We start from the raw sequence: 24,046 nt of genomic DNA on the forward strand, positions 1-24,046 counted from the left end.
GGAACACGCCTACCCTGGGACACCGTGCCCCGCCTGATCGCCGACCTCACGCCGCTGCGCGTCTCCCCGGCGTTCCGTCGCCTGTGGTGGGGCCTCGGCGTCTCGAACATCGGCACGCAGGTCACCGTGGTCGCGGTGGGCCTGCAGGTGTACGCCCTGACGGGGTCCACGCTCGCGGTGGGCACGCTGGGGATCGCCGCGCTGGTGCCGCTGGTCGCCCTCGGGCTGTACGGCGGGGCGCTGGTGGACCACTACGACCGGCGCCGCGTCTCGCTGCTCGCGTCCTCGGTGCTGTGGCTGGTGACGGCGGCCATCGCGGCGCAGGCGTGGCTCGACGTCGGCTCGGTGAACCTGCTGTACGGGCTCGTGGCGCTGCAGTCCGCGGCGTTCGCCATCAACAACCCCGCGCGCACGTCGATCGTGCCGCGCCTGCTGGAGCCGCAGCTCATGCCGGCGGCCAACGCGCTCCAGACGCTGTCGTTCAACGTGGCCCTCACCTGCGGCCCCCTCGTGGGCGCGCTCCTCGTGGCCCGGCTGGGGTATGCCTGGGCGTACACCCTCGACGCGCTGCTGTTCACCGCCGCGCTGTGGGCGGTGTGGCGGCTGCCCGCCGTCCCGCCCGAGCTGACCCTGGACGACCAGAGGGACGACGACGTGACCGGCGCCGCGCCCGCCCGGCGGCGCGTCGTCGGGCTGAGCTCGGTGCTCGACGGGCTGCGCTACCTCGCGACGCGGCCGAACGTGCGCACGACGTTCGTCGTCGACCTGGCCGCGATGGTCCTCGCCTTCCCCCGCGTGCTGTGGCCCGCGGCGGGCGCGCTCTACCTGGGCGGCGGGGAGACGACGACGGGCGTGCTCGCCGCCGGGTTCGCCGTCGGCGGCATCCTCGCGAGCGTGTTCTCCGGCGCGCTGGTCCGCGTGCGGTGGCAGGGCCGGATCATCGTGTGGGCAATCACGGCGTGGGGGCTGAGCGTCACGGCCTTCGGCGCGGTGCTGGTCGCCGTCGGGCCGGACGCGCCGGACGGCGTGCTGTGGGGCGCCGTCGTGCTCGCGGGCGTGGCGCTGCTGCTCGCGGGCGGGTCGGACGCGATCTCGTCCGTGTTCCGCCAGTCGATCCTGCAGACCGCGACGCCGGACCACATGCGCGGCCGCCTCCAGGGCGTGTTCATCGTGGTCGTCGCGGGCGGGCCGCGGCTCGGGGAGATGGTGCTGGGCTCGGAGGCCACGTGGTTCGGCGAGGGCTGGGCGGCCGTCGTCGGCGGGCTCGCGTGCGTCGCCGTGCTGTGGCTGGTCGTGCGGCTGCAACCCCGGTTCTGGCGGTACGACGCGCACCACCCTGAGCCCTGAGCCCCGAGTGCGCGCCACGGCGTGCTCCCGCGGGCGTGCGTATCGTCGAGGAACCCCGACCAGCAGCCCTCGCCGGCCCGCGGGAGGAACGATGCGAGCGATCGTGCACGACCGCTACGGCACGGCCGAGGTGCTCCGGCTCGCCGAGGTCGACCCGCCGGAGCCGACCGGCCGCGAGCTGCTGGTCCGCGTGCGGGCCGCGGCGCTCGACGCCGGCGTCTGGTACCTGACGACGGGACGGCCACCGGTGGCGCGCCTCGCGTTCGGGCTCCGCCGCCCGAAGGCGCGCGTCGCGGGTCAGGAGCTCGCCGGCACGGTCGAGGCCGTGGGCCCCGGGGCGCGACGGTTCGCCGTCGGGGACGAGGTGTTCGGCACGGGCGCCGGCACGTTCGCCGAGCTGGCGCTCGCGCCGGAGAACAAGCTCGCCGCGCGCCCGCCGGACCTCGCTCCCGAGGCGGCCGCCACCCTCGGCGTGTCCGGCACCACGGCGCTCCAGGCCGTGCGCGACATCGGCGGGGTGCGCGCCGGCCAGCGGGTGCTCGTCACCGGCGCGGGTGGCGGCGTCGGGACGTTCGTCGTCGGGCTCGCGGTGGCGCGAGGTGCCGCCGTCACCGGGGTCGCGGGCCCCGGCAAGGCGGAGCTGGTCACGCGGCTCGGCGCCGAGCGCGTTCTCGACTACACCCGCGAACCGATCACCGCGGCCGGGCTGCACGACGTCGTCGTCGACGTCGCGGGCAACCGGCCGCTGCGCGACCTGCGCCGCGCCCTGACGCCCCGCGGCACGCTCGTGCTGCTGGGTGCCGGGGTGACCACCAGCGGGCTCCTCGGCGGGGCGGAGCGCCAGCTCCGCGGGCTGCTGTGGTCGCCGTTCCTGCGGCAACGGCTGCGAGGGTTCGTCGGCATCACCCAGCCGGACGACCTGCAGACCTTGGCGACGATGGTCGTCGAGGGGCGGCTCGCCCCCGCCGTCGAGGCCGTGCGCCCGCTCGCCGAGGTGCCCGACGCGGTGCACGAGCTCGGGCTCGGCCATTCCCGGGGCAAGACCGTCGTCGTCCCCTGACCGGACCCGGGGACGCGAGCGTCAGGGCGTCGCGGCCGTGTAGGGCTTCCGTCTGCGCATCCCCGGCAGGGCGACGACCGCGAGGACGGCGCACGCCCAGCCGCCCGACATCGTGACGAGGAACCCGGCGTGCGAGTCCACGGCGTCCACCGCGACGCCGGCCAGCCACGAGCCGAGCGAGACGCCGACGCCCAGCGACGTGCCCACCCACGTGAGGCCCTCGGTGAGCTGGTGCGGCGCGACGAGCGCCTGCACCAGGGCGTTGCCGTTGATGAGCGTCGGGGCGATGGCGAACCCGGCCACGAACATCACCACGCCCAGGACCACGAGGTTCTGGACGAAGAAGAACAGGGAGACCCCGACGGCGATCCCGCAGGCCGTGACGGTGAACCGGACCGACAGCGGGGACACCCAGTGCCGGGCCCCGTACGCCAGGCCCGAGACCATCGAGCCCAGCGCGAAGCAGGCGAGCACCAGCCCGGCGAGGCCCTTGACCCCCTGCTCCTCCGCGAACGCCACGGTGGCGACGTCGCTCGACCCGAACATGACGCCCATGCCGACGAAGACGACGGAGAGCACCGGCATCCCGGGCATGCGGATCGCCGAGCGGCGCTCGAGGCGGACGGCGTCGGGGTGCGTCACCGAGCCGACGCGCTCGCCGTCCGCGGGTACGGCCGCGCCCCGGGCGGGCGGCTCGGTGCGCCGCTGCGTGAGGAACCAGGCGGCGCCCCCGCCGCCCACGACGGCCGCGACCAGCAGGCCGCCCGAGGGGATGACCGTCGTCGCGAGCGTCGTCGCCAGCACCGGGCCCACGATGAACACCAGCTCGTCGAGGGCCGACTCCAGGGAGTAGGCGGTGTGCACGCGCCGCGCCTCCGGGAGCACGTGGGACCAGCGGGCCCGGGCGAGCGACCCGTACGAGCCCTGGCTCGCCCCGCCCACCGCGGCGCACACCCACAGCACCCACTCCGCGGCGCCCAGGGTCGCGGCCACCACCAGCCCCAGCAGCCCCACGGTCGTCGCGACCAGCATCGGGGTCATCACGCGGGCCTGGCCCGACCGGTCCACGAGGCGGGCGATCTGCGGCGCCACCAGCGCCTGCGCCACCACCAGCACCGCCGACACCCGGCCCGCCATCGCGTACGAGCCGTACAGGGCCTGCACCATGAGCACCGTGCCGATGCCGACCATCGACATCGGCAGCCGGGCGATCACGCCGGCGGCGGAGAACGGGAGCGCCCCCGGCACCTGGAGGACGTCGAGATAGGGGTTGCGCTTCCGGGCGCCCGACGCCGTGTCGGGGCCCTCGGGGACGGGCTCGGTCACTGCCGGATTCTCCCACCCCCGCGGGTGTGGGGCTTGGTGCGGCGCAGCCCCACCGCGCGCGCCCGGCCGGGGGCCTCTAGCGTGACGGACCATGACCGCCAGGGACCGCGTGCGCGCGGCGCAGCTCGTGCCGCGTGCGCTCTGGGCGCTCGGCGGCGTCGCCGTGCTCGCCCTCGGGTCGGCCGTGCTGCTGTCCGCGCACGTCGGCGTGGACCCGTTCACGGCGGCGAACATCGGGGTCAGCGGGCACCTCGGCATCGGGCTCGGGGCGTACCAGCTCGCCGTGAACGCCGTCCTGCTCGTGCCCGTCGTGGTGTGGGCGCGCCGCTACGTCGGGCTGGGCACGGTCATCAACATGGTGATGACGGGGTTCTTCGTCCAGTGGTTCGGCGCGCTGCTGGCCCCCCTGGTGCCCGACCCGCCCAGCCACCTGCTGCAGGCCGTGCTCTTCGGGGTGGGGATCGTGCTGTTCACCGCCGGCGCGTCGGCCTACATGACCGCGGGGATCGGGACGGCGCCGTACGACGCGATCGCGCCGATCGTCGTCGACCGCACCGGGTGGCGCTACCGGGTGGTGCGGGTGGTGCAGGACCTGGCGTTCGTCGGCCTCGCGATCCTGTTCGGCGGCCCGGTGGGGGTGGGGACCGTCATGACGGCGTTCTTCGCCGGGCCCCTCATCGACTTCTTCACCGTGCGGGTCAACACGCCGCTGCTGCACCGCCTGCTGCCCGGCGACGAGGAGCCGGTCCACCAGGCGCCGTGAGGTCCGTCTCGCCCCGGCACGGGGGGCGACAGATGTCGGGGTCAGCGGCCAGGATGGGGGCCATGAACGCCACCCCCACCCCCGTGACGGTCGTCGACGACCGCGACCACCAGGTCTTCCTCGCCCGGCTCGACGACGGCCGCCGCGCCGGCGGCGCGTACTACGAGCGGAAGGCTGACGAGGGGTCGGCCGTGGTCGTCTTCACGCACACCGAGGTGGACCCGGCGTTCGAGGGGCAGGGGATCGGGTCGCAGCTCGCCGCCGGCGCGCTCGACCAGGTGCGCGCCGCGGGGGAGAAGATCGTGCCGCTGTGCCCGTTCATCAAGGCCTACGTGCAGCGCCACCCCGAGTACGCCGACCTGCTCGCGCACCCCGCCCGGTGAGGGCGGCGACCACCACCCGGCGCGGCGGCATCGCGGCGCTGGGGGTCTCCGTCGCGCTCCTGCTCGGCGCGTGCGCCGGCGGCCTCGAGCCCGCGACCCCCGGTGTCGACGACGTCGCGCCCTCCGACCTGGCAGCGCCGTCCGACCTGCCCGCTCCGTCGGACGAGCCGGCGCCCTCGGACCCGCCCGTGTCGCCGGGCACGTCACCAGCGGGGACCGCGCTCGCGGCGCTGGAGGGCCTGCCGGTCAAGGGTCGCGCGCCCAAGACGGGCTACTCCCGCGACCAGTTCGGCCCGGCGTGGGCCGACGTCGACCACAACGGGTGCGACACCCGCAACGACGTCCTCGCGCGCGACCTGACCCGCACCGTCACCGACCCGGACACGCACGACTGCATCGTGCTGAGCGGCGTGCTCGCCGACCCGTACACCGCCACGCGGATCGACTTCCTGCGCGGGCAGGCGACGTCCACGGCGGTGCAGATCGACCACGTGGTCGCGCTGTCCGACGCGTGGCAGAAGGGGGCGCAGCAGCTCGACGGCGTGGCGCGCCGGCAGCTCGCCAACGACCCGCTGAACCTGCTCGCGGTCGACGGCCCGACCAACTCGGGCAAGGGGGACGGCGACGCCGCGACCTGGCTGCCGCCGTCCAAGGCGTTCCGCTGCCAGTACGTGGCGCGGCAGGTCGCGGTGAAGCAGGCGTACGCGCTGTGGGTCACGCAGGCCGAGCACGACGCCATCGCGGGCATCCTGTCCCGGTGCCCCGACGAACCGCTGCCGTCCGGCGGGCCGGCGCCGCGGGTGGACGCCGGCCCGGACGACGCCGGCTCGGACGACACCAGCCCGGACGACACGAGCTCGGACGACACGGGTCCCACGCAGGAGCCGTTCGCGAACTGCGACGCGGCGCGGGCGGCCGGCGCGGCGCCGGTGCACCGCGGCGACCCCGGCTACTCCTCCCGGCTGGACCGCGACGGGGACGGGACCGCCTGCGAGTGAGCGTGTCCGGCCTACCGTGGAGCCGAGCACGCCGAACACCGTGAGTCGACCTCCGAGGGGCCGCGATGCCGCACACCTACCTCTTCGCGCTGACCGACGGGGGCGGCACGGTACCGCCCGAGCTCGGCGCCGCGCGACGGCTCGTGGAGCGCGGCCACCGCGTGACGGTGCTGGTGGAGGACTCGATGCTCCCGGAGGCGAGCGCCACCGGGGCGCGCGTCGTGCGCTGGGAGCACGGGCCGAACCGCCCGGACCGCGACCCGGCGCACGACCCGTTCCGCGACTGGGAGCGCACCAGCCCGCTCGCGCAGGCGCGCCTCATGGGCGACCGTGCGATCGCGGGGCCCGCGCCCGGGCACGCGCGCGACGTCGCCGCGGCGATCGACGACGACCGGCCGGACCTCGTCGTCTCGTCGATCTTCGCGTTCGGCGCCATGATGGCGGCCGAGTCGCGCGGCATCCCGTTCGACGTCCTCATGCCCAACGTCTACGTCCCGCCCACCCCGGGCGCGACGCCGGTCGGGATGGGCCTGGTGCCTGCGCGCGGCCCGCTCGGCAGGGCGCGGGACGCGGCCATGCGTCGGCTGACGGTCGCCGGGCTCGACCGCTACACGCTGGAGCGGCTCAACGCCCTGCGCGCCGAGCTCGGCGTCGGGCCGATCGCGCACTCGTGGGAGCAGGTGCACCGCGCGCGGCGCCACCTGGTCATGACCAGCCCGGCGTTCGACCTCCCCGCGACGCTGCCCCCCGCGGCGCGGTACGTCGGTCCGGTGCTCGACGACCCGTCCTGGGCGGACGACGGCGACTGGTCGCCGCCGCCCGGTGACGCCCCGCTCGTCCTCGTCGCCATGTCGTCGACGTTCCAGGACCACGTCGGCGTCCTGCAGCGGGTCGTCGACGGGCTCGCGACGCTGCCCGTGCGTGGCCTGGTCACGACCGGCCCCGCCGTGTCGCCGGCGGCGGTCCGCGGCACGCCGGACGTCACGGTCGTCGCCTCGGCGCCGCACGGGAGGGCGATGCGGGAGGCCGCGGCCGTCGTGACCCACGGCGGGCACGGGACCCTGCTCAAGGCGCTCGCCGCCGACCTCCCCGCCGTCGTCGTCCCGCACGGGCGCGACCAGGCGGACAACGCCGTCCGCGTCACCCTGCGGAGGGCGGCCGTCCGGCTGCCGCGCACGGCGTCGTCGGCGCGGTTCGCGGACGCCGTCCGGCGCGTGCTCGACGACCCGTCGTACGCGCGCTCGGCGAGCGCCCTCGGGGCGGCGATCCGGCGGGACGCCGAGCACAGCACGCTCGTCGCAGAGCTGGAGGACCTGGACGGCGCCGGCCGCGCGTAGGGCGCGCGGTCACGCGGGCAGCGCGGCGCCCTGCGCGGCCTGGATCTCCAGCTCGACCTTGAGGGTCGTTCCCACGATCGCGACGCCGGCCGCGGCGACCTCGTTGTACCGGATGGCGAAGGCGTCGCGGCGCAGCTCCGTGGTGGCGCGGAACGCCGCGCGCACGACGCCCTGCGCGTCGGCGCCGGTGCCCAGGTAGGTCAGGTCCAGGTCGACCGGGTGCGCCAGCCCGTGCAGGGTGAGGTCGCCGTGCACCGTCCAGCGACCGTCGGCGACAGGCGTCATCCCCGTCGAGCGGTACGTGATGTGCTCGTACCGCTCCACGTCGAGGAAGTCCGGGGACCGCAGGTGGGCATCCCGAGAGGCGTTGCCGGTGTCGATGGACGCCGCGGCGATCACGGCGGCGACGCCGGACCGGGAGACGTCGCCGGGCGCGACGTCGATCCGGCCGGCGAGCTCGGTGAACCGGCCCCGCACGCTGGAGATGCCCAGGTGCTGGGCCACCGCCGCCACCGACGAGTGCGCGGGGTCGATCGTCCACGGGCCCGGCGGCGGCAGCTCCGTGCCGCCCTGCCGGGCCAGCGTCACGGCCCCCAGGGCGGCGCGGCCCGCGGCGGTGACGATCGCCGACGTCGCGGCGGGCGCGTAGCCCACCGCCGTGACGATCGCGACGTACGCGCCCGGGGCCAGCGCGGCCTCGCCGCGGACCGCGCCGTCGTCGTCCGCGTCCGCGCGCAGCACCTGCGCGCCGGCGGCGTCCGTGAGGGTGACGACGGCGTGCGGCACGGCCCACCCGTCGCGCGTCCGGACCGTGGCGGTCAGCACGCCGCTCACTCCGCGGGGTGGGCGAGGGTGAGGTCGTGCCCGTCGACGCCCGCGCCGGCGAGGCTCACGGCCGTCGCGGCAGGCGGGTAGCCCGTCGCGATCACCGTGTACTCGCCGCCGTCCAGGTCGGTGAACGCGTAGGCGCCGTCCGCGCCGGTCGTCGCCGTCCCGGCCACGTTGCCCGCCGCGTCGACGAGCGTCACCCGGGCGTCCGCGAGCGGCCCGTGCGGGGCGCGCACGACGCCGGTCACCCGGGCGCCCGCCGCGAGCTCCACCTCGACGCGCGTGACGCCGGCGGCGCCGACCTCGACGGGCAGCGCGCGGGGCCGGAACCCGGCGGCGTTGACGGCCACCGTGACGGGCCCCGGCACGAGCTCCTCGAGGGCGAACGCGCCGTCCTCCGCCGTGACCGTGCTCGCCTGCAGGTCGCCGCGCACGTCCGTGACCAGCACCATCGCGCCCGCGACGGGGTGCAGGTCCGGGCCGCGCACCACGCCGCGCAGGCCGCTGGTGCCGCTGAGCAGCACGTCGTGGGCCAGCGGCGTCGCGCCGACGACGATCGTCGAGGCCTGCGGCTGGAAGCCGTCGGCCGAGGCGATGAGCACGTACGTGCCGGCGCCCGGCGCGTCGACCGCGTACGCGCCGTCGGACCGCGCGATCGCGAGGCCGAGCTGTCGCCCGCCCAGCGAGATGAGCGTGATCGCCGCCTGCGGCAGCGGGGCGCCCTCGGCGCCGCGGACCAGGCCGTGCACGGTGATGCCGTCCGTGCCGCCGTCGGGCAGGACGTCCGCCGCCGGAGCGGCGCGCCGAGCGGTCGGCCCGGCGCCGACCGCGACGAGCTCAGGGGCGTAGGCCTCGGTGTCCTCGAGGGCCTCCGGGGCCGCGGAGCCGGCCTCCTCGGCGGCGGACTGCTCCATCGCGCCCTTGGTCTGCAGCGGGACCTCCTTGATGAAGGCGACGAGCAGGAAGGCGACGAGGGCGGCGCACGCGCCGATGAGGAAGACGTCGGCGATGCCGTGCCCGTACGCGCTCTCGAGGACGCCGCGCAGGGGCTCGGGCACCTGGTCCATGTCGGGGATCTCGCCCGAGCCGCCCGCCGCGCCCTGGGCGAGCTCGGCGCCCTTCGGGCCCAGGTTCGCCAGGCCGTCCGCGACGTAGTCGGGGATCCGGTGGGCCAGGACGGCGCCGAGCGCGGAGACGCCGATCGCGCCGCCGAGCGAGCGGAAGAACGTGACCAGCGAGCTGGCGGACCCCAGGTCGGCGGGGGCCACCTGGTTCTGCGTGCAGAGCACGAGGTTCTGCATCATCATGCCGACGCCGACGCCCATCACCGCCATGAAGACGGCGACGTGCCAGTACTCGGTGTCGTACCGGATGGTGCCCAGCAGGCCGAGCCCGGCGGTGAGCAGCAGGGCACCGGAGACCAGCCAGCCCTTCCAGCGGCCGGTCCTGGTGATGATGAGGCCGGAGAGGGTCGACGAGACGAACAGGCCGCCGATCATGGGGATCGTCATGACGCCGGCCATCGTCGGCGACTTGTCGCGCGCCAGCTGGAAGTACTGGCTGAAGAAGATGGTGCCGGCGAACATCGCCACGCCCACGAAGAGCGAGGCCACCGACGAGAGCGCCACGGTGCGGTTGCGGAACAGCCGCATGGGGATGATCGGCTGGGAGACCTTCGACTCGACCAGCACGAACAGCAGCACGAGGACGAGCGCGCCGCCCGTCATCGCGTACGTCTGCCACGAGTTCCAGTCGTACTTGTCGCCCGCGAACGTGACCCACAGGAGCAGCAGGCAGACGGCGGCGGTCGAGAGGAACGCGCCGCCCCAGTCGATCCTCACGTTGTCGCGCTTCACGACGGGCAGGTGCAGCGTCTTCTGCAGCACGATCAGCGCGACGAGCGCGAACGGGACGCCCACGTAGAAGCACCAGCGCCAGCCCAGCCAGTCGGTGTCCGTGATGACGCCGCCGAGCAGCGGGCCGCCGACGGTGGCGACGGCGAAGGTGGCGCCCAGGTAGCCGGAGTACCGGCCGCGCTCGCGCGGCGCGATCATCGTCGCCATGACGATCTGCGCCAGGGCGGACAGGCCGCCGGTGCCGATGCCCTGGAACACGCGGCAGACGATGAGCCACTCCGCGGACTGCGCGAGCCCCGCGGCCGCCGAGGCGAGCACGAAGATCACCAGCGCGACCTGCACCAGCACCTTCTTGCTGAACAGGTCGGCGAGCTTGCCCCACAGCGGGGTGGTGGCGGTCATCGACAGCAGCGAGGCCGTGACGACCCAGGTGTAGGCCGACTGGCCGCCGCCGAGCTCGGCGATGATCTCCGGCAGGGCGTTCGAGACGATCGTGGAGGACAGGATCGCGACGAACATGCCCAGCATGAGGCCCGACAGGGCCTCCAGGATCTGCCGGTGGCTCATCGAGACCCCGGGCTGGTGGTCGGTGCGCGCGCCGCGCTTGGCGTGCGCGGGCGCCGCCGCTGTGGTCGATGCCATGAAGGTCCTCTCGAGGTGCTGCGGGGTCGAGGTGGGGGCGGGGGCCGTCAGGCCCGGGCGGGGACGGCGGCGCGGGCCGACGTCGGGCACTCGGCGAAGCTGCCGTGCAGGCGCGCCATGAGCTCGGTCAGCCGGTCGATCTCGGCGTCGTCCCAGTCGCCCATCCGCTCGGCGAACAGGCCGGTGGTGCGCTCGGATATCTGCTCGAGCTTGTGCCGTCCCGCCGGGGTGAGGCTGAGGATCCAGGACCGCCGGTCGTCGGGGTCGTGCGTGCGCTCGACCCAGCCCTGCTCGACGGCGTGCGACGCGTGCCGGCTGGTGACGGACAGGTCGAGCCAGAGCTGGTCGGCGAGGCGGCTCAGCCGCATCGGCCCCTGGCGGCGCAGGGTCGACATGACGGCCGTCGGCCCGACGGCGCAGTCCTGCGGCAGGTTCCGCACGATGGTCCGCTTGACCGCGCCGACGGCGCGCAGCTGGCGCTGGAGCTCCTCGTACCGCACGTGCTCAGGCATGCTTGCCCACCCCCATATTGGTTGCGGGGAGCAAACATAAAAAGGTTGCCTGCTGAAATCAAATGGGTGTCAGGGAGTGGTCGTGCGCCTCCGCGCCTCGCGCCACATCGTCGCCATCTCACGGACGCCGTACCGCAGGTACACCCGCTGCGGGCGACCGCCGCGCGTGAGGGCGTCGGTGCCCCCGTCGCAGTAGACGACCTGGCCGGTCATGAAGCGGTTCTCCGGCGAGACCAGGAACGCGAGCAGGTCGGCGACCGGCGCGACCGGCCCGGGCGCGCCGAGGGGCTGGGGGAGCGCCGTCTCCAGCAGCAGCCGGTCGCGCGCCCAGGTGCGGGTCACGACGTCCGTGGCGACGATCCCCGGGGCCACGGCGTTGAGCACGATGCCCGCGCGCGTCCACGCCGGCGACACGGCCGTGGACCGTGCCCACAGGTTCAGCGCCGCCTTGCTCGAGCGGTAGAGCTGGCTCCCGCGCCCGGTGCGGACCAGTCGGCGTGCGACGGCGAGCGCGCGCTCCTCGTCGCCGCCGAGGCAGGCGCGGACCAGCGCGCCGCTGCCGCGGTTCAGGGTCGACGACGACGAGACGACGACCGCGGCCGGGGCGTCCGACGCCGCCAGGCACCCGCGCAGCCCTTCCAGCACGGCGGTGGCGCCGAAGTAGTTCAGCGCCACCGTCTCCGGCCGGGGCGCGCCGGCTCCCGCCGCCGCGACGAGGCCGTCGACCCGGCCGCCGCCGAGCGACCGCACCTGCGCGACGAGGTCGGCCCGGCCCGCGGCGGTCGTGAGGTCGGCGCGCACGTCCACGTCGTCGGCCAGCCCGCAGGTGATCACCTGCCCGCGCGTGGCGAGCAGGTCCGCGACCGCCCGGCCGAGGCCGGAGTCGGCGCCGGTGACGACGTAGGTGCGGGGAGCCGGCACGGCGGGCGGCCGGTCAGGCGTCGCCGAGCGCGCCGTCGACCAGCTCCTTCGCGGCCGCCTGCACCTCCGCGAGGTGGTCGGCGGACACGAACGACTCGGCGTAGATCTTGTACACGTCCTCCGTGCCCGACGGGCGCGCGGCGAACCACGCGTCGGCGGTGGTCACCTTGAGGCCGCCGACCTTCGCGCCGTTCCCCGGCGCCTCGGTGAGCGTCGCCGTGATGTCCTGCCCGGCGAGTGTCGTGGAGCTGACCTCGTCGGGGGAGAGCGCCGACAGGCGCGACTTCTGCGCGCGCGTGGCCGGCGCGTCCACGCGGGCGTACCAGGACTCGCCGTAACGGTCGACGAGGTCGGCGTGGTGCTCGGACGGCGTGCGGCCCGTGGTCGCGATGATCTCGGAGGCGAGCAGCGCCAGCAGCAGGCCGTCCTTGTCCGTGGACCAGACGCGGCCGTCGCGGCGCAGGAACGACGCCCCGGCCGACTCCTCGCCCCCGAAGCCGACCTCGCCGGTCAGCAGGCCGGGCACGAACCACTTGAAGCCCACCGGCACCTCGACCAGCTGCCGGCCCAGGCCCGCCACGACGCGGTCGATCAGCGCCGACGACACGAGCGTCTTGCCGACCGCGGTGCCGTCCGGCCAGCCCGGCCGCGCGCCGCCGTACAGGTACTCGATCGCGACGGCCAGGTAGTGGTTCGGGTTCATCAGCCCGGCGTCGGGGGTGACGATGCCGTGCCGGTCCGAGTCGGCGTCGTTGCCGGTCGCGACGTCGAACGGCGCGTCGCCGCCGTCACGACCGGCCATGCGCTCCACCAGCGACGCCATCGCGTACGGGGAGCTGCAGTCCATGCGGATCTTGCCGTCCCAGTCGAGCGTCATGAACGACCAGCGCGGGTCGACCTGCGGGTTCACCACGGTGAGGTCGAGGTCGTACCGCTCGCCGATCGCGCCCCAGTACTCCACCGACGCGCCGCCCAGCGGGTCCGCGCCGATGCGCACGCCGGCCGTGCGGATCGCCTCGAGGTCGACGACGTTCGGCAGGTCGTCGACGTACGTGGTGAGGAAGTCGTGCTTGTGCGTGGTGTCGGCGCCGAGCGCGTCCTCGAGCGCGACCCGGCGCACGGACGCGAGCCCGCCGGTGCGCAGGATCTCGTTGGCGCGGTCGGCGATCCAGCCGGTCGCCTCCGACCCGGCGGGGCCGCCGTGCGGAGGGTTGTACTTGAAGCCGCCGTCGCGCGGCGGGTTGTGCGACGGCGTGACGACGATGCCGTCCGCCAGGCCGGGGCCCTGCGTGCGCACGCCGTCGCCCGTCGTCGCCCCGTTGTGGATGAGGATCGACTGCGACACGGCGGGCGTCGGCGTGAACGAGTCCCGCGCGTCGACCATCACCGTGACGCCCGCCGCGGCCAGCACCTCCAGCGCCGTCTGCCACGCCGGCAGCGACAGCGCGTGCGTGTCCCGGCCGATGAACAGCGGGCCGTCCGTGCCCTGCGACGCGCGGTACTCGACGATCGCCTGCGTGATCGCCGCGATGTGCGCCTCGTTGAACGCCGTGTCCAGGCTGGAGCCGCGGTGCCCGGACGTGCCGAACACCACCTGCTGCGCCGGGTCGGAGACGTCGGGCACGAGGTCGTAGTACGCCCCCACCACCTGGTCGACGTCGATGAGGTCGATGTCCTGGGCCGGCTTCCCTGCGCGCTCGTGCATGGGTCGATCTTGCCAGTCGTCGCCGTCGGGCGTCAGGGCGGTCCCGCGCGCCGTCAGCGTCGGAAGTCGGCCTTGCGGACCAGGCCGTGCACGCCGACGGTCCGGTCGACGACCTGCGAGACCGCGAAGTCGGCCGCCGCGGACAGGTAGGCGTACGCGATCGCGCGGTCCAGGCCCTGGTCGTGCTCGAGGAAGTCGAGGGCGTTGACGACGGCGCGCCGCATCGCGACGTCGAGGTCGCTGCCGTTGCCGCCGACGGCGCCGTCCGGGTCGGACAGGCCGATGGGGATCCAGGCGTCCTTCGTCTCCGCGAAGGGGTACGAGTACGCGACGGACGGCGCGTCGCCCGAGCCCGGCTTGCACACCGTGAGGCGGAACGTGCCGCGCAGGGAGCCCTCCATCGCGGTGAGCGCCACCTCGCCGTCGCCCATCGCCATGTGCGGGTCGCCCACGTAGAACAGCGCGCCCGGCGCGCGCACCGGGAGGTAGAACGTGGAGCCCGCGCCCAGGCGGCTGATGTCGATGTTGCCGCCGCCGAGCGTCGGCGGGATCGAGTTGGCCTCGGGGGCGGTGAGGCCGGTGTTCTCCGAGAACGCGACCCCCATCGTGCCGAAGAAGTACCGCAGGGGGAACGACACGCGCGACCGCCCCTCGCCGATCGCCGCCTTGCCGCCCCGGATCTGCGCGAGCACCGACACGTTGCCGTACTCGGTGGGGACGCCGGTGCCGCGGCCGTCCGTCGCGACGGGCGGCATGACCTCGTCGAGCGTGATGCCGGCGGGTGCGCCGGAGGCGGTGAGGGCCAGCGCGCCCTTGCCGTGCCGCGACGAGATGACGCCGTACGGCACGCGCGGGACGACGTCGAGCGTCTCGATCTTCAGCACGTCGCCGGGCTCGGCGCCCTCGACGTGCACGGGGCCGGTGATGACGTGGGGGCCGTCGGCGTCGAAGTTGCGCGCGGTGCGGTCGTAGCCGCCGGCGATGGCGACGGCGTCGTCCAGCACCTCGCGGCGGTGGATGCCACGCTCGCCGAACCAGGCGACCGGGTCGCGGCCCTGGTCCTCGAGGATGCCCTCGTGCGACACCGAGTCGATCGTGATCGTGCGGCCGGACCGGACGCGCGCCACGGCGGTCGCGTGCACCGACGGGACGTAGCCCCACAGCACGTCGTCGACGTCGGAGCGCAGGTAGTGGTCCCCGCGGATGCGGCCCCGGCCCGGCTGCAGGATGCCGCCGAAGCCCGCCGCCCCGCCCCGGCCCGCGGCGGTGGTGCCGCCCGAGGTGGCGGCGGCGGGGGCCGCCGCCCCGACGGTCAGCGCGGCCCCGGCGCCCACGCCGGCCGCGGCCTGGAGGAAGCGTCGGCGGCCGAGGCCGGCGGTGAGGGTCTCGGCAGCGTCTCGTCCGTCGTGCATGTGCGCTCCTCGTGCTCGTGCGGCAGGGCCCCGTCGTCCGGGTGCGCCCGACGGTAGGGAGCGCGCATGACGGGCGTGTTCGCCGCCGGTGTCCGCCGGGTAACGGACGGGCCGCGTTCGCTGGGAGTTCGCCGAGGACGCCCTGGCGTTCCGCTGCCCGGCGTCTCGGCGACACCGGACGGTTGCCTCGGCCGCCTACCGTCGTCGCCATCGGCATGCCGGAGCGCCCTGACGAGGGCGTGTACTCGATCCGCTCTCTCACGACCCCGGAGGAAGTACATGAACCCCCGCAGCATCCGCCAGGCCTGTGCCGCCGCCGGCGCCGCCTCGCTCGTCGGGCTCGTCCTCGTGGCGCCCGGCGCCGCGGCCGCGCCGTCGCCCGACCCGGCCGAGGTCAAGGCGGCCGCGGCCGCCCAGCGCGCCCAGGCCGGCCTGTACACCGGCCACGTCGAGGTCGTGCGCGGCGAGGCCGCCGACCCCGAGGTGCTCACCGGCACCGTGTTCCACGACAAGGACGAGGACTCCACCCAGGACAAGGGCGAGAAGGGTGTCGCCGGCGTCCAGGTGTCCAACGGCCGCGACGTCGTCACGACCGACGGCAAGGGGCGCTACAGCATCCCGGCCTTCGACGACATGACCGTCTTCGTCACCCAGCCCGCGGGCTACCAGGTGCCGGTGGACGAGAACGCCATCGCCCAGTTCAGCTACAACCACCTGCCCGAGGGGTCGCCCGACCTGAGGTACGGCGGCCTCGAGCCCACCGGGCCGCTGCCGAAGGCGGTCAACTTCCCGCTCGGGAAGTCGAAGGCGACCGGCAGGGCGAAGCAGAGCTGCCCGATCGCGGCCGACACCCAGACGTACGACCTCACCCAGGTCGGCTACGCCCGGGACGGGGCCGTCGCGGACCTCATGGCCCGCGACGACTACGCGAGCTGCGGCATCCTGCTGCTCGGCGACAACGTGGGCGACGACCTGAGCCTCTACCCCGAGCTCAAGGACATCTACGCCGCCGCGAACGGCCCGGTCCGCATGGCGCCCGGCAACCACGACATGGACTACGACGCCGCCGACGACTCCCGGTCCCTGGACACGTTCCGCCAGGAGGTCGGGCCCGGCTACTTCTCCTACGACGTCGGGCAGGCGCACGTCGTCGTCCTCGACAACATCGTCTACAACGGCGCCAAGCCGGACGGCAAGAACGGCGGCTACCTCGAGAAGGTCGACGAGCAGCAGCTCGCCTGGCTCGAGGCGGACCTCGCGGACGTGCCGAGGAACAAGCTCGTCGTCGTCGCGGCCCACGCCCCGATCGTCGACCACCGCCAGGTCATCACGGACAACGCGCCGGAGCTGTACGACGTGCTCCGCGGGCGCAACGCGGTGACCGTCGGCGGGCACACGCACATGCTGGAGAACCTGCTGCCGGGCGACACCCGCGCCGAGTGGCAGGCGGGCGGCGTCGAGGAGCTCGAGCACACCCAGCTCGTGGCCGGCGCCGTCTCGGGCGACTGGTACTCCGGCGGGCTGGACGAGCAGGGCCTGCCGTTCGCGTACATGGCCGACGGCGCCCGCCCGGGCGTCCTCACCCTGGACCTGGACGGCAACGCGTTCGCGGAGCGGTACACGGTCCGCGGCGAGCCGGACGACCTCCAGCTCGCGCTCGGCGTCAACACGCCGCACTGGCGGGACTGGGCCGGCGAGGCGCTCGCGTGGCGTGACGGCGGCAAGGAGGGCGACGCGCCCGCGCTCGGCGACGAGCGTCTGGTGAGCGCCGAGGACCTCGCGGGCGACAGCTGGCTCACCGCGAACTTCTACGCCGGCTCGTCGGCGGCGCACGTCGAGGTGTCGATCGACGACGGCGCCGCGGTCGAGGCCGAGCACACGCAGCCGATGACGGGCGAGTCGCTGCGCACCGGCTGGGAGTACTCGGACCCGACGGCGGCCACGCGCAACCTGCTCACCAGCGGGAACGCGACGCGGTCGAACGCGCACCTGTGGCGGCTGCCGCTCCCCGAGGACCTCGGGGCGGGCACGCACGCCGCGACGGTGACGGCCACCGACAACCACGGCCGGGAGTTCACCGACACCCTGCGGTTCACGGTGACCGACGACCGGCCCGCCGCCACCGCGACCGTGCTGCGCGGCGACGTGCCGAGCGACGACGCGCCGGTGCAGCCGGCGCCGCAGGGCCCCGCCGACCCGGCGGAGCTCAGCGCACGCTGACCGGCACCCGCCGACCTCCTCAGTCGAAGTAGGTCGGCACGTCCAGCGGGCCGCCGTGCGCGACGAACTCGTCGTGCACGGCGGTCCGCAGCGCGTCGTCGGACAGGTACTCCAGCGCGGTGAGCGCCAGCCCGACGGCGCCGTCGACGGCGGCCGGCACGGCGGCGGGTCCGCCGGCGGCGTCGGCGAACTCGGCGGTGTGCAGCGCCACGTCGGGCGTCGAGACCTGGATCAGCGGGTGCATGCCGGGCACGCGGAACGACACGTTGCCGAAGTCGGTGGACGCCGCGAGCGTCTCGGACACCACGCCGGGCGGCAGCGGGTCGCGCCCGCGTCGCCGCTGCGCCGCCACCCAGCGCTCCGTGAGCGCCGCGTTGGTGCGTACCGGCAGGCTCGGCAGGGCGCCGTCGTCCCACACGATCTCGACCTCGGTGCCGGTCATGAGCGCCGCGCCGCGCGCGACGTCGTCGAGCCGCGCGGACAGGTCGCGCAGGGTGTCCGGGTACTTCGACCGGGCGTAGAGCCGCATGACGGCGCGCTCGGTGATGATGCTGGGCCGGGTGCCGCCCTCGACGACCGTCGCGTGCACGCGGTCCACCGGCGGGAGCTGCTGCCGCAGCAGGCCGATGCCCTGGTAGGCGAGGTTCGCGGCGTCGAGCGCGTTGCGCCCCATGAACGGCTGGGCGGACGCGTGGGCCGGGCGGCCCGTGAACGTCCAGGTGAGCAGGCGCCGGCCGAGCCACACCTGCTCGGCGACGTCCTGCCCGTACGGGTGCACCATGATCGCCGCGTCCACGTCGTCGAAGGCGCCGGCGCGTGCCAGGACCTCCTTGCCGGAGTGGCCCTCCTCGGCGGGCGTGCCGAGCAGGACGACGCGGCCGGCGGGCGCCGCGCCCGAGGGGCCCTCGCCCGACAGCACGTCGCGCAGCGCGAGGAACGCGCCCACGCCCGCGGCGGCGATGACGTTGTGCCCGCAGGCGTGCCCGATGACGGGCAGCGCGTCGTACTCCGCGCAGATCGCGATCGTCGGCCCGTCGGCGGCCCCCCGGAGCTCCGCCCGGAAGGCCGTCGGCACGCCGTGCGCGCCCAGCTCGGCCTCGACGCCGTGCCGGGCCAGGACGTCGACCAGCAGGGCGGCGCTGCGGTGCTCCTCCCAGGCCGGCTCCGGGTCGGCGTGCAGGCGCTCGACGACGTCGCGCAGGTCGGGCTCGAGCGCCTCGGCCGCGCGCTCGACGGCGTCGGCCACGGCGTCGGGCAGCAGGGAGGGGGCGACGTCGGACGGCGGGGCCGCCCGCCGGCGTTCCTCGCTCTCGTGGAACAGGTGGTCGAGGTAGGCGGTGCTCGGGCGGGCGGGGGGAACGTGGTCCTCGTGGGGCACGGCGTCGGGCACGGTCATGTCAGGCATCGTAGGGATGCGGTCGCGGCGGACGGGAGGAACGACGCGAATCTCACGATGCGGACGAATGCCTCGCGACGGATGACCGGGGCCACTACGTTCGGGCGGACACGCCCGCGGTGGCGGGCCGACCCGAGGAGACCGCGTGACCACCTCCGTCGACGCACGATCCCGCACCGACCGGTTCCTGGCGTTCGTCGAACGGGTCGGCAACAAGCTGCCCGAGCCGTTCACCCTGTTCCTCATCCTGTTCGGCGTCATCGCGCTGGCGTCCACGGGCATGGCGCTCGCGGGGGTCACCGTGCAGATGCCCGGCAGCGACGAGGTCGTCGAGGTCAAGGGCCTGTTCACCGCCGAGGGGATGACCTGGCTCACCGAGAACCTCGGCGAGAACTTCCTCGGCTTCCCGCCGCTCGTCACGGTGCTGCCGATCCTCATGGCGGTGGGCGTGGCGGAGAAGTCGGGGCTGCTCGGGGCCGCCGTGCGGTACGCGTTCGGGTCCGCGCCGCGGTGGGCGCTCGCCTACGCCGTCGGCTTCGTCGGCGTGATGGGCAGCATCATGTCGGACACCGCGTTCATCATCATCCCGCCGCTGGCGGCGATGGTGTTCCGCGCCGCGGGTCGGCACCCGGTCGCGGGCCTGCTCGGCGGGTTCGCGGCGGCCGGCGCGGGGTACTCGACGAACATCCTCGTCACCAGCCTCGACGCCCTCTTCGCGGGCATCACCAGCTCGGTCGCGCAGATCCTGCCCGACCCGGGCTCGCCCGTGAACCCGCTGTCGAACTGGTTCTTCAACGCCGTCTCGTCGATCGCCCTGGCCCTGCTGGCGGGCTTCCTCATCGACAAGGTGCTCGAGCCGCGCATCCGCCGGCAGGGCGTGCCCATGGAGCAGGTCGTGGAGGACGGGGAGGACCCGCTCGCGAACGCGTCCGCCGCCACCACGGACGACGAGCGGCGCGGGCTGCGGAACGCCCTGGTCGTGGCCCTCGGCGTGGCCGCCGTGATGGTCGCCGCCGTGCTCGTGCCGGCGTCGCCGTGGCGCAACGAGGACGGGGCGTTCCTGCCCGAGTCGCCGCTGCTCAGCTCGATCGTCTTCATCGTCTTCACGATGTTCCTGGTGCCGGCGATCGTCTACGGGCGCGCGGTCGGGACGGTGCGTCGCATCGAGGACGTGCCGATCATGTTCGGCCAGGCGCTCAAGGACATGATCGGGTTCGTCGTGCTGGCGTTCGTGCTCGGCCAGTTCATCGCGCTGTTCAACTGGTCCGGCGTCGGGCAGTGGATCGCGGTGTCCGGGGCCTCCGCGCTCGAGTCGATCGGGCTCACCGGCTACGGCGCGATCCTCGGCTTCCTCGTCGTCGCGTCGCTGCTCAATCTGTTCATCATCTCGGGCTCGGCGCTGTGGACGCTCATGGCCGCCGTCTTCGTGCCGATGTTCGCTCTCATCGGGTACGAGCCCGCGTTCGTGCAGGCCGCGTTCCGCGTGGGCGACTCCGCGACGCAGATCATCACGCCGCTCAACCCGTACATGATCGTGCTGCTCGCCTACCTGCGCCGGTGGGAGCCGAGCGCCGGGCTCGGCACCGTGATGGCCCGGCTGCTGCCGTTCACCGTCTGCTTCTGGCTGGTGTGGGCGGCCATCCTCAGCGTGTTCTTCTTCCTCGACCTGCCCGTGGGGCCCGGCAACGGGATCTTCCTGGACGGATGATCCCGTCGCCGGGACGGTTCACGCGCGCTGCGTGCGGCTCGGGGCCGACTCGTTCCACAGCCGGTCGAGGGCGGTGACGGCGTAGGCGTAGCGCTCGCCGCGTACCGCGGTCGCGTCGGTGAAGCCGTGCAGCACGCCGCCGTCGGAGCGGACCGTGCCGAGGAGCTGCGTGGCGTCCTCGACGTCCACCCGGGCGCCCTTCCCGGCGGCCCGGTAGACGGCGAACGACGTCGCGCGACGACGGTGCGGTGCCGCGTCCACCCAGCGCAGCTCCACGCCGTCGCCGCCCGGGCGGGCGTGCGTGAGCACCGGCGGCTGGACGCGGGTGCCGGGCAGGTGCGGCATCGTCGGGACCAGCGCGGGGTGCGCGTAGTGGTCGGCGCGCACGCGCGACATGGAGCCCTGCGGGTCCTGCGGCACGTGCACGGCGGAGAAGTACACGTTGCCGAGCACCGGCGTGCCCTGCGCCGTCACCTCCGCGCAGAACGTGAGGTGGTTGCTCAGCTCCGCCGGGTCGGTGAACACGCCGGACGTCACCTTGTAGAGCGCCTCCCCGATGTACAGGTGGGTGCCGGACGTCGCCGCGACCTCGGCCCACCACGGCACGAGCTTGCGGTAGTCCGCGACGGCGAGCCCGAACTGCCAGTAGATCTGCGGGTTGATGTAGTCGAGCCAGCCCTCCAGCACCCACTTGCGCGTGTCGGCGAACTGCAGGTCGTAGCTCTGCGAGCCGCCCGTGTCGGAGCCGCGCGGGTCGGTCGACGCGTTGCGCCAGATGCCGAACGGGCTGATGCCGAACTTGACCCAGGGCTTGAGCTCCTTGATGCGCTCCGAGACCGTCCGGACGAACTCGTCGACGTTGTGCCGCCGCCAGTCCTCGATCGTCGCGAAACCGCCGCCGTGCTCGGCGTACGTGGCGGCGTCGGGCAGGGTCTGGCCCGCCACGGGGTACGGGTAGAAGTAGTCGTCGAAGTGCACGCCGTCGATGTCGTAGTGCTCGACGCTGTGCAGGATCGCGGCGTAGATGTGCTCGCGCGCCTCCGGCAGGCCCGGGTCGAAGTAGAGCTTGCCGCCGTACGGCCACACCCAGTCCGGGTGCTGGCGGGCCGGGTGCTCGGGCAGGAGCTTCGTCGGGTCGGCCTGCATGGAGACCCGGTAGGGGTTGTACCAGGTGTGCAGCTCGAGGTTGCGGGCGTGCGTCTCCGCGACGACGAACGCGAGCGGGTCGAAGCCCGGGTCGCCGCCCTGCGTGCCGGTGAGGTACTGCGACCAGGGCTCGTACGGGCTGGGCCAGAAGGCGTCCGCCGTCGGCCGGACCTGGACGAAGACGGCGTTGAGGTTCATGCCCACCGCGACGTCGAGCCAGTGGAGGTACTCGGCCTTCAGCTCGTCGGCGGTCAGTCCGGTGCGCGAGGGCCAGTCGATGTTGACGACCGACGAGATCCACATCGCGCGCAGCTCGCGCTTGCGGGCCGTGGGACCGGCCGCCTCCGCCGTCGCCGCGGCGGCGGGGGCCATCGAGCCGACGGTCACGGACAGCGCCGAGCCGGCGACACCTGCCGTCGCGAGGGAGAGGAAGCCGCGGCGGCCGAGGGCGCGGGAACTCGCACTGTGGTCGGCTCGGCCGGTCGGATCGGGGTGCGTCATTGCAGACCTCCGGTGGTCAGGCGTGGGTAAGAGAGTTTCACGCTCACGGGTACCTGTGAAGACGAGTGTCGCGGATGCGGCACCGCGCGCGCCACCCCGCACCCTGTGCTTACCGTGCGGCTGGGCAACGATGCCTCAGGACCCTGACGCTGAGAGGGCACCACCATGCGCACCGTGCGACGCATCATCACGACCGGAGTCACCATGGGGATCGCCACGGCCGTGGCGCTCACGACCGGAATCGCGGGAGCGGGGGCGGCGACGGCCGCCGTCCGGCCGCTCCCTGACAAGAGCTACGGGCTCTCGTCCTACTACGGGCCGAGATGCATGCCGATCAAGGCGGCGTCCACGTACCACCTCGGTCAGGACATGAGCGCCAAGAAGGGCACCGCGATCAAGTCCGTCGCGCCGGGCACCGTCATCAAGGCGGGCTCGGCGCCGGGCTTCGGCCAGGTCGTCGTGGTGCGCTCCAACGCCGACGGCGGCAAGGTCTTCGCCGTCTACGGCCACGTCGTCGACGGCGACAAGTACGTGAAGGCCGGCAAGTACGTGAAGCGCGGCCAGCGCATCGCCGACGTCGGCAGCTCTGGCACCTCCACCGCGCCGCACCTGCACCTGGAGATCTGGAAGGGCGCGTACAAGGGGTCGGGCAGCACCACCGACCCGCTGCCGTGGATGAAGAACCACGGCGCGAACCTCAGCACGGGCGCGGCGTGGGCCAACAAGCGCGTCGTGCCCAAGTCGTGCACCTACTACACGACCACCAGCGTCAACCTGCGCTCGGGCCCGGGCACCGGCTACCGCACGCTCAAGACCGTCAAGGTCAACCGCTGGCTCACCGCCAAGCCCGGCGCCGGCTCGGGCGTGTGGCGCAAGGTCACCTACGGCGGCACCACCGGCTGGATGCACGCGAACTACGTCTCGCCGGGGCTCACCTCGCTGGGCACCCGCTACGTCAAGGTCGACGGCCTGCGGCTGCGCTCGGGCCCCGGCACCGGCTACAAGGCGATCGACACGCTCAACAAGGGCAAGGCTGTCAAGAAGATCTGGGACTCCTCCGGCGGGTGGGTCAAGGTCTTCGTCAACGGCCACCAGGGCTACGTCGCGTCGAAGTACGTCGGGTCGACGAAGCCCTGAGCGCGGGCGTCAGGCGGCGTGACGGTCGGTGGCGTTGAGCCGCGCGACCGTCGCGTCGTACGCGCCCGAGGTCTCCGCGAAGCGGAGGGGCTTCACGCCCTCGACGAGGATCTCGTGGGCGTCGGGCCGGGCCGCGAGGAGCTCGACCACCTCGTCCGCGAACGCGTCCAGCGGCATGGCGACCGGGTTGTCCTCCTGCCCCGGCATGAGGGCCGTCCGGACCGCGGGCGGCACGATCTCGATCACCCGCACCCCCGCCGGCTCGAGCTGGAGCCGGATGCCCTCGCTCAGCCGGTGGATCGCGGCCTTCGTCGCGTTGTAGGTGGGCGTCACGGCGAGCGGCACGTGCGCCAGCCCGGAGGAGACCGTGACGAACGCGGCGCCCGCGCCCGAGCCCGCGCGGGCGCGCAGGTGCGGCAGGAACGCGGCGGCCAGGCGGATCGGGCCGAGCAGGTTGGTCGTCACGGTGCGCTCGGCGGTGGCGAGGAAGTCCTCGGAGGTCCAGTCCTCGGCCTGCATGATGCCGGCCATCGCGACGACGGCGTCCAGGTCGGGGTGGCGCCCGAGCACCTCGCGTCGTGCGGCTTCGATGCTGTCCGGGTCGGCGGTGTCGATGCGGACGGCGTCGATCCCGGGGTGGGCGGCGACGATCTCGTCGAGCAGGGCGGTGCGGCGGCCGCCCACGATCACGGTGCTGCCGTGGGCCTGGAGCCGGAGGGCGAGCGCGAGGCCGATGCCGCTGGTCGCGCCGGGGACGAAGACGGTGCTGCGGGTGAGGTCCATGGCCACCACCCTGCGCGGGCCGCCGCCCGGGCGGGAGAGGAGCGGTCGTCGGGGGACCGGCGATC

General features: G+C 74.3%; 19 protein-coding genes. 9 read left to right on the plus strand and 10 right to left on the minus strand.

Annotated elements, in window-relative coordinates:
- Positions 1-24 precede the first annotated feature (24 nt).
- On the plus strand, positions 25-1,347 hold the full coding sequence (locus ACFVS0_RS11350) for an MFS transporter (protein ID WP_430551527.1): 1,323 nt from the start codon (positions 25-27) through the stop codon (positions 1,345-1,347).
- A 91-nt stretch (positions 1,348-1,438) separates the two neighbouring features.
- On the plus strand, positions 1,439-2,407 hold the full coding sequence (locus ACFVS0_RS11355; protein ID WP_430588021.1) for an NAD(P)-dependent alcohol dehydrogenase: 969 nt from the start codon (positions 1,439-1,441) through the stop codon (positions 2,405-2,407).
- 21 nt (positions 2,408-2,428) lie between these two features.
- Here ACFVS0_RS11355 and ACFVS0_RS11360 read toward each other — a convergent pair whose 3' ends face one another.
- Complete coding sequence (locus ACFVS0_RS11360) at positions 2,429-3,733, minus strand: MFS transporter (protein WP_430588022.1); 1,305 nt, start codon at positions 3,731-3,733, stop codon at positions 2,429-2,431.
- 91 nt (positions 3,734-3,824) lie between these two features.
- On the opposite strand from ACFVS0_RS11360, the gene ACFVS0_RS11365 reads away from it, so the two are divergent.
- The 4 genes from ACFVS0_RS11365 (at position 3,825) to ACFVS0_RS11380 (ending at position 7,214) form a co-directional block, all read left to right on the plus strand.
- The gene (locus ACFVS0_RS11365; RefSeq protein ID WP_430563479.1) at positions 3,825-4,496 is read left to right on the plus strand and encodes a YitT family protein; all 672 of its coding nucleotides are present in this window, start codon (positions 3,825-3,827) and stop codon (positions 4,494-4,496) included.
- 62 nt (positions 4,497-4,558) lie between these two features.
- Positions 4,559-4,879: a GNAT family N-acetyltransferase gene (locus ACFVS0_RS11370; protein WP_430551531.1), complete on the plus strand. Its 321-nt coding sequence runs from the start codon at positions 4,559-4,561 to the stop codon at positions 4,877-4,879.
- A complete protein-coding gene (locus tag ACFVS0_RS11375; RefSeq protein WP_430588023.1) occupies positions 4,876-5,877 on the plus strand; it encodes a DUF1524 domain-containing protein in 1,002 nt (333 codons plus the stop codon). The genes ACFVS0_RS11370 and ACFVS0_RS11375 overlap by 4 nt, the downstream gene beginning before the upstream one ends.
- A 65-nt stretch (positions 5,878-5,942) precedes the next feature.
- Positions 5,943-7,214 (plus strand): glycosyltransferase, encoded by a 1,272-nt coding sequence (locus ACFVS0_RS11380; protein WP_430588024.1) that lies wholly within the window; start codon positions 5,943-5,945, stop codon positions 7,212-7,214.
- A gap of 9 nt (positions 7,215-7,223) precedes the next feature.
- On the opposite strand, the gene ACFVS0_RS11385 is transcribed toward ACFVS0_RS11380, so the two are convergent.
- The 6 genes from ACFVS0_RS11385 to ACFVS0_RS11410 all read right to left on the minus strand — a co-directional run bounded on the left by ACFVS0_RS11385 (position 7,224) and on the right by ACFVS0_RS11410 (position 15,090).
- Positions 7,224-8,039 carry a YceI family protein gene (locus ACFVS0_RS11385; RefSeq protein WP_430588025.1) on the minus strand — a complete coding sequence of 272 codons (816 nt, stop codon included), beginning with the start codon at positions 8,037-8,039 and terminating at the stop codon, positions 7,224-7,226.
- Between the two features lie 5 nt (positions 8,040-8,044).
- Complete coding sequence (locus ACFVS0_RS11390; RefSeq protein ID WP_430588026.1) at positions 8,045-10,540, minus strand: MFS transporter; 2,496 nt, start codon at positions 10,538-10,540, stop codon at positions 8,045-8,047.
- 47 nt (positions 10,541-10,587) lie between these two features.
- The gene (locus ACFVS0_RS11395; RefSeq protein WP_430551536.1) at positions 10,588-11,052 is read right to left on the minus strand and encodes a MarR family winged helix-turn-helix transcriptional regulator; all 465 of its coding nucleotides are present in this window, start codon (positions 11,050-11,052) and stop codon (positions 10,588-10,590) included.
- Positions 11,053-11,121: 69 nt separating this feature from the next.
- Positions 11,122-11,973, minus strand: a complete 852-nt coding sequence (locus tag ACFVS0_RS11400) for an SDR family oxidoreductase (protein ID WP_430588027.1) — start codon at positions 11,971-11,973, stop codon at positions 11,122-11,124.
- A 13-nt stretch (positions 11,974-11,986) separates the two neighbouring features.
- Positions 11,987-13,678: a phosphoglucomutase (alpha-D-glucose-1,6-bisphosphate-dependent) gene (pgm, locus tag ACFVS0_RS11405; RefSeq protein ID WP_430551538.1), complete on the minus strand. Its 1,692-nt coding sequence runs from the start codon at positions 13,676-13,678 to the stop codon at positions 11,987-11,989.
- A gap of 53 nt (positions 13,679-13,731) precedes the next feature.
- On the minus strand, positions 13,732-15,090 hold the full coding sequence (locus tag ACFVS0_RS11410) for an acetamidase/formamidase family protein (RefSeq protein ID WP_430588028.1): 1,359 nt from the start codon (positions 15,088-15,090) through the stop codon (positions 13,732-13,734).
- Positions 15,091-15,369: 279 nt separating this feature from the next.
- Between ACFVS0_RS11410 and ACFVS0_RS11415 the strand changes: the two genes are divergently transcribed.
- Complete coding sequence (locus ACFVS0_RS11415) at positions 15,370-17,310, plus strand: calcineurin-like phosphoesterase C-terminal domain-containing protein (RefSeq protein WP_430588029.1); 1,941 nt, start codon at positions 15,370-15,372, stop codon at positions 17,308-17,310.
- 19 nt (positions 17,311-17,329) lie between these two features.
- Here the strand turns inward: ACFVS0_RS11415 and ACFVS0_RS11420 are convergent, their stop codons facing one another.
- Complete coding sequence (locus ACFVS0_RS11420) at positions 17,330-18,706, minus strand: M20 family metallopeptidase (RefSeq protein WP_430588030.1); 1,377 nt, start codon at positions 18,704-18,706, stop codon at positions 17,330-17,332.
- 145 nt (positions 18,707-18,851) lie between these two features.
- Between ACFVS0_RS11420 and ACFVS0_RS11425 the strand changes: the two genes are divergently transcribed.
- Positions 18,852-20,414 carry an AbgT family transporter gene (locus ACFVS0_RS11425; protein WP_430551542.1) on the plus strand — a complete coding sequence of 521 codons (1,563 nt, stop codon included), beginning with the start codon at positions 18,852-18,854 and terminating at the stop codon, positions 20,412-20,414.
- A gap of 18 nt (positions 20,415-20,432) precedes the next feature.
- Here the strand turns inward: ACFVS0_RS11425 and ACFVS0_RS11430 are convergent, their stop codons facing one another.
- Entirely contained in the window at positions 20,433-22,061 is a 1,629-nt protein-coding gene (locus ACFVS0_RS11430; RefSeq protein WP_430588031.1) for a family 10 glycosylhydrolase, read from the minus strand.
- Positions 22,062-22,235: 174 nt separating this feature from the next.
- On the opposite strand from ACFVS0_RS11430, the gene ACFVS0_RS11435 reads away from it, so the two are divergent.
- Positions 22,236-23,198, plus strand: a complete 963-nt coding sequence (locus ACFVS0_RS11435) for a peptidoglycan DD-metalloendopeptidase family protein (protein WP_430551544.1) — start codon at positions 22,236-22,238, stop codon at positions 23,196-23,198.
- A gap of 9 nt (positions 23,199-23,207) precedes the next feature.
- Here ACFVS0_RS11435 and ACFVS0_RS11440 read toward each other — a convergent pair whose 3' ends face one another.
- Positions 23,208-23,981, minus strand: a complete 774-nt coding sequence (locus ACFVS0_RS11440) for an SDR family oxidoreductase (RefSeq protein WP_430588032.1) — start codon at positions 23,979-23,981, stop codon at positions 23,208-23,210.
- Positions 23,982-24,046: the final 65 nt, after the last annotated feature.

It is taken from the genome of Isoptericola sp. NPDC058082 (assembly GCF_042885055.1).
Classification (GTDB): domain Bacteria; phylum Actinomycetota; class Actinomycetes; order Actinomycetales; family Cellulomonadaceae; genus Isoptericola.

Bases quoted from the DNA above. Each gene is read 5' to 3' on its own strand.
- ACFVS0_RS11365 (WP_430563479.1), top strand. From the start codon at position 3,825: ATGACCGCCAGGGACCGCGTGCGCGCGGCGCAGCTCGTGCCGCGTGCG.
- ACFVS0_RS11420 (WP_430588030.1), bottom strand. From the start codon at position 18,706: ATGACCGTGCCCGACGCCGTGCCCCACGAGGACCACGTTCCCCCCGCC.
- ACFVS0_RS11430 (WP_430588031.1), bottom strand. From the start codon at position 22,061: ATGACGCACCCCGATCCGACCGGCCGAGCCGACCACAGTGCGAGTTCC.
- pgm (WP_430551538.1), bottom strand. From the start codon at position 13,678: ATGCACGAGCGCGCAGGGAAGCCGGCCCAGGACATCGACCTCATCGAC.
- ACFVS0_RS11355 (WP_430588021.1), top strand. From the start codon at position 1,439: ATGCGAGCGATCGTGCACGACCGCTACGGCACGGCCGAGGTGCTCCGG.
- ACFVS0_RS11370 (WP_430551531.1), top strand. From the start codon at position 4,559: ATGAACGCCACCCCCACCCCCGTGACGGTCGTCGACGACCGCGACCAC.
- ACFVS0_RS11440 (WP_430588032.1), bottom strand. From the start codon at position 23,981: ATGGACCTCACCCGCAGCACCGTCTTCGTCCCCGGCGCGACCAGCGGC.
- ACFVS0_RS11395 (WP_430551536.1), bottom strand. From the start codon at position 11,052: ATGCCTGAGCACGTGCGGTACGAGGAGCTCCAGCGCCAGCTGCGCGCC.
- ACFVS0_RS11390 (WP_430588026.1), bottom strand. From the start codon at position 10,540: ATGGCATCGACCACAGCGGCGGCGCCCGCGCACGCCAAGCGCGGCGCG.
- ACFVS0_RS11415 (WP_430588029.1), top strand. From the start codon at position 15,370: ATGAACCCCCGCAGCATCCGCCAGGCCTGTGCCGCCGCCGGCGCCGCC.
- ACFVS0_RS11410 (WP_430588028.1), bottom strand. From the start codon at position 15,090: ATGCACGACGGACGAGACGCTGCCGAGACCCTCACCGCCGGCCTCGGC.
- ACFVS0_RS11380 (WP_430588024.1), top strand. From the start codon at position 5,943: ATGCCGCACACCTACCTCTTCGCGCTGACCGACGGGGGCGGCACGGTA.